Source organism: Streptomyces sp. NPDC023541, assembly GCF_055559995.1.
Map to the genome: position 1 here is coordinate 43,310 of NZ_JBVHJO010000023.1, position 12,330 is coordinate 55,639.

A 12,330-nucleotide genomic window follows, 5' to 3' on the forward strand; every position below is an offset into this window, starting at 1 on the left:
GTGGTCGAGCAGCACACTCCGCGATCCCTGATCGTCACGTTCTACGGAGCCTACGGGCGGGCCTTCGGGGGCCCGGTCCCGGTGTCCGCGCTGGTCCGCCTGCTGGGCGCGGCCGGCGTGGACGCCCCGTCGGTCCGCTCGTCGGTGTCCCGGCTGAAGCGGCGCGGCTTCCTGCTGCCCGCGCGGGCGGCGGACGGCGCGGCGGCGTACAAGCTGTCCGGCGAGGCGCGCCGGCTGCTGGACGACGGTGACCGCCGGATCTACGGCGGCCCGCAGCCGTCGGACGAATGGCTGGTGGCGGTGTTCTCCGTACCGGAGCAGGAGCGGAGCAAACGGCACCTGCTGCGCTCCCGGCTGGCCGGGCTCGGCTTCGGCGCGGTGGCGCCGGGCGTGTGGATCGCGCCGGCCCGGCTGGCGGAGGAGACCGCTCACACGCTGGAGCGGCTGCACCTGACGCCGTATGTGGAGCTGTTCCGCGGCGATCACCTGGGCTTCGCCCCGGCCGCCGAGGCGGTGGCCCGCTGGTGGGACCTGGCGGCGCTGGCCAAACAGCACGAGGAGTTCCTCGACCTGCACGAACCGGCCCTGCGCGCCCTCCAGTCGGGCCATCGGCCGACACCGCAGGAGGCGTACCGCGGCTACCTCCTCGCGCTGGACAGCTGGCGCCGTCTGCCGTACGCCGACCCGGGCCTGCCGCGCGAGCTGCTCCCGGCGGGCTGGCCGGGCGACCGGGCGGCGGCCGTCTTCGCGGAGCTCCACGCCCGTCTGCGGGACATCGGGGCGCGGTTCGTGGAACTGCAGGCGCCCGCGTGAAATGACGTGCGGGCGGCCGGGCCGTCGCGCCAGGATGAGCCATGACCTGGACCTTCACCACCGATCTGGCCGCCTACCGGGCCTCGGCGGGCCCGGCCGTGGCCGCGCAGCCCGTATCCAACACCCTGTTGCTGAGCGTCGCCGACGCGCTGGAGCGGCGCGGGCTGCACACCTTCGGCCCCGAGTCCCCCGTCTTCGGCTGGTGGACCGGGCCCGACGGTGTCGTCTCCGGCGCTCTGGTGTGCACTCCACCGCACCCGCTGCAGCTCGGAGCGCTGCCCGGGGAGGCGGTGCGCGCGCTGGCCGACGCGCTCGCCACCGAGCCGCTGCTGGCCGGGCTCCCGGGGATCAACGCCCGCCGCCCGGATGCCGAGGCACTGGCGGCGGCCTGGGGCCAGCCAACCGTCGTCGCCGAGGAGCTCCGGCTGTACCGGCTGGCCGGCCTGGTCGCACCGCTGCCCTTCCCGGCCGGCCGGGCGCGGGCGGCGTCCGAGGAGGACGTGCCCCTGCTGGTCGAGTGGATGGAGGCGTTCCACACCGAGCTGGAGATACCGGCCGGGGCTTGCGAGGCGCTCGTGCGCGACCGGCTCTCGTACGGGGGCCTCCGGCTGTGGGAGGACTGCGGTGTCCCCGTCTCGCTGGCCGCCTTCTCCCGTCCGATCGGCTCCGCCTCCCGTGTCGGGCCGGTGTACACCCCGCCCGGGCTCCGGGGCCGCGGGTACGCCGCCGGGGTCACGCACGCGGTGAGCGGGGCGGCGTACGCGGCAGGAGCCTCGGAGGTCGTCCTCTTCACCGACCTCGCCAATCCGACGAGCAACGGGCTCTACCTGCGGTTGGGTTACGTGCCGGTGGAGGACCGCGCCCGGATCGAGGCGGCCTGACCGGCGTCAGCCGCGGCCCGTGGGGGGTTTGCGGCTGCCGGCGCGGTACGGCGTCGGCCAGGGGGCGGCCGGGCCTTCGTAGGACTGGTCGGCGGCCGCGTGCAGGGTCCAGTGGGGGTCGTAGAGGTGGGGGCGGCCGAGGGCGCACAGGTCGGCGCGGCCCGCCAGCAGCAGGGAGTTGACGTCGTCCCAGGAGGAGATGGCCCCGACGGCGATGACGGGGACGCCGAGCGCGTTGCGGATCCGGTCGGCGTACGGGGTCTGGTACGAGCGGCCGTATTCGGGGGCCTCGTCCGCGACGACCTGGCCGGTGGAGACGTCGATGGCGTCCGCGCCGTGGGCGGCGAACGCGGCGGCGATCTCCACCGCCTCCTCCGGTGAGGTGCCGCCCGGTGCCCAGTCGGTGGCCGACAGGCGCACGGTCATGGGCCGGTCCCCGGGCCAGACGGCGCGGACGGCGTCGAAGACCTCCAGCGGGAAGCGCAGGCGGTTCTCCAGGGAGCCGCCGTAGGCGTCGTCGCGGTGGTTGGTCAGCGGCGAGAGGAAGCCGGAGAGCAGGTAGCCGTGGGCGCAGTGCAGTTCGAGGAGGTCGAAGCCGCAGTCCGCGGCGCGGACGGCGGCCGCCGCGAAGTCGGAGCGCAGTGCGGCCAGGTCCGCCCGTCCCAGGGCGCGCGGGAGCGCCGAGACGCCCGGCCGGTAGGGCAGGGCCGAGGCGGCCACCAGCGGCCAGTTGCCGTCCGGCAGGGGGTCGTCCATGCCTTCCCACATCACCTTGGTGGAGCCCTTGCGGCCCGCGTGGCCGAGCTGGACGCCGAGTGCGGCGCCGGGCGCCGAGGTGTGGACGAAGTCGGCGATGCGCCGCCAGGCGGCGGCCTGCTCCTGGGTGTAGAGGCCGGCGCAGCCGGGGGTGATGCGGCCCTCTTCGCTGACGCAGACCATCTCGGTCATCACCAGGCCGGCCCCGCCGAGGGCCCGCGCGCCGAGGTGGACGAGGTGGAAGTCGCCGGGCACGCCCTCCTCGGCCGAGTACATGTCCATGGGAGAGACGACGACCCGGTTGCGCAGGGTCAGGCCGCGCAGGGTGAGCGGGGTGAACATGGGCGGGGTGGTCTCGTCCGGGCAGCCGAAGTCCCGTTCGACGGCGCGGGTGAAGCGCTCGTCGCGCAGCCGCAGGTTGTCGTGCGTGACGCGGCGGCTGCGGGTGAGGAGGTTGAAGGCGAACTGACGGGCGGGCTGGTCGACGTATCCGGCGAGTTCCTCGAACCACCGGCTGCTGGCGGCCGCGGCCCGCTGGGTGCTGGCGACCGCCGGGCGGCGGGCCGTCTCGTACGCGGCGAGAGCGGCCGGTACGTCCCCTCCGGCCGCGTCGACGGCTTCGGCGAGGGCGAGGGCGTCCTCCACCGCGAGTTTGGTGCCGGAGCCGATGGAGAAGTGGGCGGTGTGCGCGGCGTCGCCGACGAGCGCCACGTTGCCGTGGGACCAGTGCTCGTTGACGACGGTGCGGAACTGCGTCCAGGTGGAGCGGTTACCGTGCAGCGGGCGGCCGCGCAGGGCCTCGCTGAAGATCTTGGCGCAGCGGGCCGCCGATTCGTCCTCGTCGCAGAGGTCGAGGCCCGCAGCCCGCCAGACCTCCTCGCGCATCTCGACGATGACGGTGGACGCGTCCGCGGCGTACGGGTAGGCGTGCAGCTGCATGACTCCGTGCTCGGTCTCCGCGATCTCGAAGCGGAAGGCTTCGAAGGCGAAGTCGGCGGCGAGCCAGATGTAGCGGCAGCGGCCGGCGGTCAGCGTGGGCCGGTAGTGGGCGGCGTCCGCCTCGCGGATCGCGCTGTGCACTCCGTCCGCCGCGACGACCAGGTCGTGGGTGGTACGCAGCCGGGTGACGTCCGGGGCTTCGGTGCGGAAGCGGAGCCGGACGCCGAGTCCGACGCAGCGCTCGTGCAGGATCTCCAGCAGCCGGCGCCGTCCGATGGCGGCGAAGCCGTGGCCGCCGGAGGTCAGCAGCCGTCCGCGGTGCACCACGTCAACGTCGTCCCAGCGCACGAATTCCCTGCTCAGGGCGGTATGGACGACGCTGTCGGCGCGTTCGACGCCGCCGAGGGTCTCGTCGGAGAGGACCACGCCGAAGCCGAAGGTGTCGTCCGGGGCGTTGCGTTCCCACACCTCCACGGTGTGGCCCCGGCGGGCCAGCAGCGCGGCGGCGTACAGCCCTCCCGGTCCGCCGCCGACGACGGCGACCCGCAATGCGCTGCCGTGCGGCATGGCGTTACCTGCCCTTCCACTCCGGCTGCCGTTTCCCGGTGAAGGCCGCGTGGAACTCCGCGTAGTCCTGGCCGTTCATGAGCAGGGCCTGGGTGGCGGCGTCGAGCTCGACCGACGCCGCCAGCGGCATGTCGAGTTCGGCGGTGAGCAGCGCCTTGGTCTGCGCGTGGGCGAGGGAGGGGCCCGCGGCGAGGCGGGCGGCGAGTTCGGCGGCCCGCACGTGGGCCTTGCCCTCGTCGGCGAGCTCGCTGAGCAGGCCGATCCGCTCGGCCTCGGCGGCGTGGACGGGCTCGCCGAGCATCAGCAGTCGGGTGGCGTGGCCGAGGCCGACGACGCGGGGCAACAGGTAGGCGGCGCCCATGTCGCCGCCGGAGAGGCCGACGCGGGTGAAGAGGAAGGCGAAGCGGGCGGTGGGGTCGGCGATCCGGAAGTCGGCGGCGAGCGCCAGGACGGCGCCGGCGCCGGCGGCCACGCCGTGCACGGCGGCGATCACCGGGAAGGGGCATTCGCGGATCGCGCGGACCACTTGGCCGGTCATCCGGTTGAAGTCGAGGAGCTGGGCGGTGTCCATGGCGAGGGTGGCGCCGATGATCTCGTCGACGTCTCCGCCGGAGCAGAAGCCGCGGCCCTCGCCCCCCAGGACGAGGGCGCGCACGGAGCGTTCGCGGGACAGTTCGGCGAGCAGATCGCGCAGGTCGGCGTAGGCGCCGAAGGTGAGTGCGTTGATCTTTTCGGGGCGGTCGAAGGTGACGGTGGCGACGCCGTCCTGCCGGGTGAGGCGGAGGTGGTGCCACCGTTCGGTCGCTGGAGTGGAACCGGTGAAGGGGCTCACCCGATCGACGTTATCACCAGATCGTGACCACCGTCAGAGAAGCGCTACACATGGGGGACCTGCCGCCGGCCGGCCCCACCTGCCGAAGGCCCCCGCCTCCCTCGCGGCGGATGCACCCGGCCGACGCGTGAACGCGGCGCCCGGCGCCGACCGGCCTCGTACGACTATGCGTCATTCGGGCCGGGACGGCCGAGGGTGGCGACGAGCACGGCCTTGACGGTGTGCAGCCGGTTCTCGGCCTCGTCGAAGACGACGGAGTGCTCCGACTCGAAGACCTCGTCCCTCACCTCCAGCGAGTCGAGCCCGTGCCGCTCGTGGATCTCCCGGGCCACCTTGGTGCCCAGGTCATGGAAGGCCGGCAGGCAGTGCATGAACTTCACGTCCGGGTTCCCGGTGGCCCGCAGCACGTCCATGGTGACGGCGTACGGCGCCAGGGCCGCGATCCGCTCGTCCCAGACCTCCTTGGGCTCCCCCATGGACACCCAGACGTCGGTGACCACGAAGTCGGCCTGGGCGACCCCCGCGTCGACCTCCTCGGTCAGGGTGATCCGCGCACCGCTGTCCGCCGCGAGCCTGCGCGCCTCGGCCACCACGTGCTCGGCGGGCCAGTAGCTCCTGGGCGCGACGATGCGGACGTCCATGCCCAGCAGCGCGCCGGTCACAAGGTAGGAGTTGCCCATGTTGAAGCGGGCGTCGCCGAGGTACGCGAAGGAGATCCGGTGCAGCGGCTTGGCGCTGTGCTCGGTCATGGTGAGGACGTCGGCCAGCATCTGGGTGGGGTGCCAGTCGTCGGTCAGCCCGTTGAAGACGGGGACGCCGGAGTGCGCGGCGAGCTCCTCGACGGCCGCCTGGCTGTCCCCCCGGTACTCGATGCCGTCGAACATCCGGCCCAGCACCCGGGCGGTGTCCCGGACCGACTCCTTGTGCCCCATCTGCGAGCCCGTCGGGTCGAGGTAGACGGTGTGGGCGCCCTGGTCCGCGGCGGCGACCTCGAAGGCGCAGCGGGTGCGCGTCGAGGTCTTCTCGAAGATCAGCGCGATGTTCCTGCCTCGAAGCAGACGCTGCTCGATCCCGGCCTTCTTGGCCGCCTTCAGATCGGCGGCGAGCTCAATGAGGCCGCGGAACTCGGCGGCCGAGAAGTCGAGCTCCTTGAGAAAACTGCGGCCTTTGAGGTCGGGGGCCATGGGGTCGCTCCAGCGTCACGGTGACAGGGGATACTGGAAGTCTATACGACGCACTGTATTGATATACAGACCTGCGGGTGTCCCGCGCGTGTGACCTTTTCCCCACTCCGCCCCGCAGGACCTGCTCAGACGGGGTCCCGCTCCACCGGGCAGCTCATGCAGCGCGGCCCGCCCCGGCCCCGCCCCAGCTCGCTGCCCGGGATCTCGATCACCTCGATGCCCTGCTTGCGCAGGTGCGTGTTGGTGGTCACGTTCCGCTCGTAGGCGACCACCACGCCCGGCTCGACGGCGAGCACGTTGCACCCGTCGTCCCACTGCTCGCGCTGTGCCGAGTGCACGTCCTGGGTCGCGGTCAGCACCCGGATCGAGTCGAGCGACAGCGCCGCGGCGATGGCCAGGTGCATGTGCTCGGCCGGATGGTCGGTCACCTTCAGCTCGGTGGCGCCGTCGCCCGGCTCGATCGTGTAGGAGGGGAGCATGCCGAGCCCCTCGTACTGAGTGAACGTATCTCCGTCGACCATCGTCATCACGGTGTCCAGGTGCATGAAGGCCCGGCGCTTCGGCATGTCGAGGGCCACGATGGAGGTCGCCGAACCGGCGGCGAACAGACCTCGCGCCAGCATCTCCACCGCTTGCGGCGTGGTCCGCTCGCTCATCCCGATCAGCACCGCGCCGTTGCCGATGACGAGGACGTCCCCGCCCTCGATCGTCGAGGGGTAGTCCGCCTGCCCCTGCGACCAGTAGTGGAAGGCGCCGGAGGTGGTGAAGAGCGGGTGGTGGCGGTAGATCGCCTCGAAGTGCACGGTCTCGCGCTGCCGGGCGGGCCAGCGCATCGCGTTGATGGACACCCCGTCGTAGATCCAGGCGGAGGTGTCGCGGGTGAAGAGGTGGTTGGGCAGCGGCCCGAGCAGGAAGTCGTCCAGGTCCAGGGCATGGAAGCGCACCGACACGGGCTCGGCGTGCCGTTCCAGGAACTCCCGCTTGGTCATCCCGCCGACCAGCGCCTCCGCCAGGTCCGCCGAGGCCAGCCCGTCGAAGACCGACCGCAGGTGGTCGATGGCGAGCGGCCCGTACTCCTTCTCGTCGAACACCCGGTCCAGGACGAGCCGCCTGGCCTCCGGGACGTCCAGGACCTCGCACAGCAGGTCCCCGAAGAGGTGGACCTCCACGCCCCGGTCCCGCAGCACGTCCGCGAAGCCGTCGTGCTCCTGGCGGGCCCTGCGCACCCACAGCACGTCGTCGAAGAGGAGCGCGTCCTTGTTGCCGGGTGTGAGCCGCTTCAGCTCCAGGTCGGGCCGGTGGAGGATGACGCGGCGAAGCCGCCCGGTCTCGGAGTCGACATGGAATCCCATGCCGTACACGTTCGCAGACCGGGCGGCCTTTTGAGGTGGCGTCGGCTCAGCGGGGCAGGGCGACACCGAGAAGTGCCTCCGGCGCTCCCGTGACTTCCGGCGCGAGGAGACCCAGCTTGGGCGTGGTCAGGTTCGGCAGGCCGAAGTTGGAGCCGTCCGGCATCGTGAGCGGGGAGCCGACGACCGCGCCCGGGGTACGGGTGCGGACGGTGGTGGCGGGCGACTCCAAGGACCCCTCTCCGTCCGTCTCCGGACGGCCCGCCAGGTTCGGCAGCGGGGAGGTGACCAGGGTCTCGCCGAGCTCCGTGGCGACCGGGACCGCCGGGAGCAGCGGCGAGGGGAGCATGTCCCCCTTGTGCATGCGGGGAGCCTCGGGCGCTCCGACGACCGGCAGCGGCACCGCGGTGGCGATCCGCGGCACGTCCAGGCCCGTCGTGGTCTCCACACCCTCGAGCGGGACACCCACCGGCACCCCGTCGGCGACGGCCGGGGTGGCCACACCGGCCGCGGCCATACAGGTCAGGAGCGCCGCAATGCTTCCGCGCGCGGTCATCTTCATAGGTGATGTTCCGTCCTTCCAGGCTGGCGGTCATTCCGCTGCCCTGGATGAACGATCCCGCCGGTGGTTTCCCCGGCGTTCTCCACGAAAGTTCCCCCATACGACCTAATTCAGGGCCGTACGGGGGCTTCGCCTTTACGTCTTCCTTCACGCGGCCCTGCAACCGGCCGCCGGCGTCGCCGCGGTCACAGCCGTGGGTCGACCGGCTCCGACTCCAGCGCCAGCACCGCGAAGACCGGCTCGTGGACCCGCCACAGCGGCTCCTCGGCCGCCAGCCGGTCCAGCGCCTCCAACCCGAGCGCGTACTCCCGCAGGGCGAGCGAGCGCTTGTGTCCCAGGAACCGGTCCCGCAGCCGCTCCAGCTGGTCCGGACGCGTGTACTCCGGGCCGTAGATGATCCGCAGGTACTCCCGTCCGCGCACCTTGACCCCCGGCTGGACCAGCCGGCCCTTGCCGTCCCGGGCGTAGGCCTGGAGCGGCTTGACGACCATGCCCTCACCGCCGGCGGCCGTCAGCTCCAGCCACCAGTCGGTGCCGGCCCGCACGGAGTCCTCGTCCCCGGTGTCGACCAGGATCCGGCCGGTGCGGCGCAGCAGGCCCGTGCCGCCCGGGGTGCCCGGATCGTCGGCCGCGACCAGCCGGTCAAGCCAGGCCAGCTGCTGGTCGTGGGGTACGGCGGCCAGCTGCCGCCCTGCCGCGGCCAGCAGCTGGAACGGCGCGAACCGTACGCCGTCCAGCCCGTCGGTGGTCCAGCAGTAGCGGCGGTAGGCCTCGGTGAACGCCGCCGCGTCGGCGGCCCGGCCGCGCTGGCGCTCCAGCAGGGCGCCGGTGTCGGCGCCGCGGGCGGCCGCCGCCTCCAGGGCTGCGATGGCGCCGGGGAACACGGCGCGCGAGGCGGCGCCCACGGCGGCGTACTGGTTGCGCAGCAGGCCGCCCGACTTCAGCGACCAGGGCAGGAGTTCCCCGTCGAACAGCAGCCAGTCGGTGCCCAGTTCATCCCACACCCCGGCACCGGTGACGGCCGCGCGCAGCCGCGCCAGCACCTCCTCGGTGACCTCTGGGTCGCGGAAGAAGGGCCGCCCGGTGCGCGTGTAGACGGAACCGGTCGGGCCGTCGACGCCGAACCGCTCGCGGGCGGCGTCGGCGTCCCTGCAGAGCAGGACGGTGGCGCGGGAGCCCATGTGCTTCTCCTCGCACACCACCTGTGTGATGCCGTCCTTGCGGTACTGGTCGAAGGCCTCGGCCGGGTGCTCCAGGTAGCCCTCCTCGCGGGAGGTCGCGGTCGGCGCCATGGTCGGCGGCAGGTACGGGACCAGCCGCGGGTCGACGGCGAAGCGGCTCATGACCTCCAGGGCAGCGGCCGCGTTCTCCTCGCGGACGCCCACGTTGCCCAGGTGCCGGGTCTCGACGACCCGGCGCCCGTGCACGTCGGCCAGGTCCAGCGGACGTCCGTCGTGCCCGCCCGGCACCTCGGTGACGAGCGGCTTGACCGGCTCGTACCAGACCTTCTCGGCCGGTACGTCGACCAGTTCGCGCTCGGGCCAGCGCAGGGCGGTCATCCGGCCGCCGAAGACGGCGCCTGTGTCGAGGCAGATGGTGTTGTTGATCCAGGCGGTGTTCGGGACGGGGGTGTGGCCGTAGACCACGACGGCCTTGCCGCGGTAGTCCTCGGCCCACGGGTAGCGCACGGGCAGGCCGAACTCGTCGGTCTCGCCGGTGGTCTCCCCGTACAGGGCGTGCGAGCGGACCCGGCCGGAAGTGCGGCCGTGGTACTTCTCGGGCAGGCCTGCGTGGCAGACCACCAGCTTCCCGCCGTCGAGGACGTAGTGGCTGACGAGGCCGCGGATGAACTCCCGCACCTCCTCGACGAACTCCTGCGGCTCGTGGGAGAGCTGCTCGATCGTCTCGGCGAGGCCGTGGGTCTGCTGGACCTTGGAGCCCTTGAGGTGACGGCCGAGCTTGTTCTCGTGGTTCCCGGGCACGCACAGGGCGTTGCCGGACTTGACCATGCCCATCACGCGGCGCAGGACGCCCGGGCTGTCGGGGCCGCGGTCGACGAGGTCGCCGACGAACACGGCCGTGCGGCCCTCGGGGTGGACGCCGTCCTCGTAGCCGAGCTTGGCGAGCAGGGTCTCCAGCTCGGAGGAACAGCCGTGGATGTCACCGACGATGTCGAAGGGTCCGGTGAGGTGGGTGAGGTCGTTGAACCGCTTCTCCAGGACGACCTCGGCGGTCTCGGCCTCCTCGACGGAACGCAGCACGTGCACCTTGCGGAAGCCCTCGCGCTCCAGGCCGCGCAGGGAGCGCCGCAGGTCGCGGCGGTGCCGCTGGATGACCGCGCGGGGCAGGCCGGCCCGGTCGGGGCGGGCCGCGTTGCGTTCGGCGCAGACCTGCTCGGGCATGTCCAGGACGATGGCGATGGGCAGGACGTCGTGCTCGCGGGCGAGCTGGACCAGCTGCCGGCGGGCGTCGGCCTGGACGCTGGTCGCGTCGACGACGGTCAGGCGGCCGGCGGCGAGGCGCTTGCCGGCGATGTAGTGCAGGACGTCGAAGGCGTCCCGGCTCGCGCCCTGGTCGTTCTCGTCGTCGGACACCAGGCCGCGGCAGTAGTCGGAGGAGATGACCTCGGTGGGCTTGAAGTGCTTGCGGGCGAAGGTGGACTTGCCCGAGCCGGTGGCCCCGATCAGGACGACGAGGGACAGGTCGGTGACGGGAAGGGTCCGGGGCCGGGGGGCCCTCGTGCTCCGGGTGGCCTCGGGGGTCTCGGTGCCGGTCATGCCGCCTCGCCCTCCTTCGGGGTGTCGGTGGTGGTGCTGTCGGTGCTGTCGGTGCTGTCGGTACTGTCAGTCTTGTCGGTCTTGTCGGTCTTGTCGCGGGTCTCGGTGGCGGCGTCCTGGGTGAAGACGGCCATCTGGGTCGGCGGCCCGACCTCGGGGTCGTCGTCGCCCACGGGGACGTACGCGACCGCGTAGCCGAAGCGCGCGGCGACCTGCCCGGCCCAGGCGCGGAACTCCTCGCGGGTCCACTCGAAGCGGTGGTCGCCGTGCCGGACGTGCCCGGCCGGGAGGGTCTCCCAGCGGACGTTGTACTCGACGTTCGGGGTGGTGACGAGAACCGTGCGGGGACGGGCCGAGCCGAACACGGCGTACTCCAGCGCGGGCAGCCGCTCCAGGTCCAGGTGTTCGACGACCTCGCTGAGCACGGCCGCGTCGTAGCCGGCCAGCCGCTTGTCGGTGTAGGCGAGCGAGCCCTGGAGCAGGGTGACGCGCGAGCTCTGCCGCTCGCCCATCCGCTCCAGCCGCAGCCGACGGGCGGCGACGGTCAGGGCCCGCACGGAGACGTCCATGCCGACGATCTCGGTGTACGCGGGGTCCCCCAGCAGCGCCTGCAGCAACTGCCCCTGTCCGCAGCCGAGGTCGAGCACCCGCTGGGCGCCGGCGGCGCGCAGGGCGGCAAGGATCGCGTCGCGCCGCTGCACGGCGAGCGGTACGGGCCGCTCTTGCGTGTCGCGGGTCTCGTCGACGGCGTTGTCGAGCTCCTCGACCTCGCTGCCGTCGGACTCGGCGAGGCGCACCAGCTCCAGCCGCTCGACGGCTTCCTGGGTCAGCCGCTTGTGGCGGGCCAGGTAGCGGGAGCTGATCAGCGCGTGCTCCGGGTGCGCGGCGAGCCAGCCCTCTCCGGCGCGCAGCAGCTTGTCGACCTCGTCGGAGGCGATCCAGTAGTGCTTGGCGTCGTCGAGGACCGGCAGGAGCACGTAGAGCTGCCGCAGGGCGTCGGCGAGGCGCAGCTCACCCTCCAGTACGAGGCGTACGTAGCGGGATTCCCCCCACTCGGGGAACTGCTCGTCGAGCGGTACGGCCTCGGCCCGTACGAGGTCCCAGCCGAGCGGGTCGAACAGCCTGTGCACCATGGCGGCGCCGCCGCGCGCGGGGAGGACGGGGATCTCCACGCGCAGCGGGCGCGCCTGGTCGGGGAGTTCGGGGCGCAGGACGCACTGACCCTTCAGGGCGGTGCGGAACACCCCGCTGAGCGCCACGGCGAGCAGCGAGGACGCGGCGTACGGCCGGTCGTTGACGTACTGCGCGAGCGCGGCGTCGGGTGCTCCGCCGCGGCCCTTGCCCTTCCCGCGGCGGACGAGCGCGACGGGGTCCACCTCCAGCAACAGGGCCGCCGTGCACCGCTCGGCCGTGGCCTCGGGGTAGAACACGTGGGCGGTGCCGTGGGACTGGTTCTCCACGCGGACCCGATCCGGGTGTTTGTGCAGGAGAAAGCCCAGGTCAGTCGCCGGATTCTCGGCGGCCCCGGTGGTGGTGATCGTAAGGAACATGCGGTTCAGCATGACTGTCGGATCACGCTCGGGCCAACGGATTTCGAGTGAAAACAAGTACGATCTTCAACCTCCTGGATAAGCTCGCGCGCTCCGCACCCTGCACAGCCTCCGGGAGCG

General features: G+C 72.7%; 9 protein-coding genes. 2 read left to right on the forward strand and 7 right to left on the reverse strand.

The window, feature by feature from the left end; genetic code table 11:
• Both ACZ3X1_RS34060 and ACZ3X1_RS34065 read left to right on the forward strand, forming a co-directional pair.
• Complete coding sequence (locus ACZ3X1_RS34060; RefSeq protein ID WP_467282961.1) at positions 1–813, forward strand: PaaX family transcriptional regulator; 813 nt, start codon at positions 1–3, stop codon at positions 811–813.
• A gap of 41 nt (positions 814–854) precedes the next feature.
• The gene (locus ACZ3X1_RS34065) at positions 855–1,694 is read left to right on the forward strand and encodes a GNAT family N-acetyltransferase (RefSeq protein ID WP_467282963.1); all 840 of its coding nucleotides are present in this window, start codon (positions 855–857) and stop codon (positions 1,692–1,694) included.
• 6 nt (positions 1,695–1,700) lie between these two features.
• Here the strand turns inward: ACZ3X1_RS34065 and ACZ3X1_RS34070 are convergent, their stop codons facing one another.
• The 7 genes from ACZ3X1_RS34070 to ACZ3X1_RS34100 form a co-directional block, all read right to left on the reverse strand.
• Complete coding sequence (locus ACZ3X1_RS34070; RefSeq protein WP_467282965.1) at positions 1,701–3,956, reverse strand: bifunctional salicylyl-CoA 5-hydroxylase/oxidoreductase; 2,256 nt, start codon at positions 3,954–3,956, stop codon at positions 1,701–1,703.
• Between the two features lie 4 nt (positions 3,957–3,960).
• Complete coding sequence (locus ACZ3X1_RS34075) at positions 3,961–4,788, reverse strand: enoyl-CoA hydratase family protein (RefSeq protein ID WP_356811715.1); 828 nt, start codon at positions 4,786–4,788, stop codon at positions 3,961–3,963.
• Positions 4,789–4,952: 164 nt separating this feature from the next.
• Complete coding sequence (argF, locus tag ACZ3X1_RS34080; protein WP_467282967.1) at positions 4,953–5,972, reverse strand: ornithine carbamoyltransferase; 1,020 nt, start codon at positions 5,970–5,972, stop codon at positions 4,953–4,955.
• Between the two features lie 125 nt (positions 5,973–6,097).
• Positions 6,098–7,324, reverse strand: a complete 1,227-nt coding sequence (locus tag ACZ3X1_RS34085) for an arginine deiminase (protein WP_356811717.1) — start codon at positions 7,322–7,324, stop codon at positions 6,098–6,100.
• 46 nt (positions 7,325–7,370) lie between these two features.
• On the reverse strand, positions 7,371–7,877 hold the full coding sequence (locus ACZ3X1_RS34090; protein ID WP_362634003.1) for a hypothetical protein: 507 nt from the start codon (positions 7,875–7,877) through the stop codon (positions 7,371–7,373).
• Positions 7,878–8,068: 191 nt separating this feature from the next.
• Positions 8,069–10,660, reverse strand: coding sequence for a polynucleotide kinase-phosphatase (locus tag ACZ3X1_RS34095; protein ID WP_467282970.1), 2,592 nt, complete (start codon positions 10,658–10,660; stop codon positions 8,069–8,071).
• Positions 10,657–12,210, reverse strand: coding sequence for a 3' terminal RNA ribose 2'-O-methyltransferase Hen1 (locus ACZ3X1_RS34100; RefSeq protein WP_467282972.1), 1,554 nt, complete (start codon positions 12,208–12,210; stop codon positions 10,657–10,659). Before ACZ3X1_RS34100 ends, ACZ3X1_RS34095 begins: the two co-directional genes overlap by 4 nt.
• Positions 12,211–12,330 lie beyond the last annotated feature (120 nt).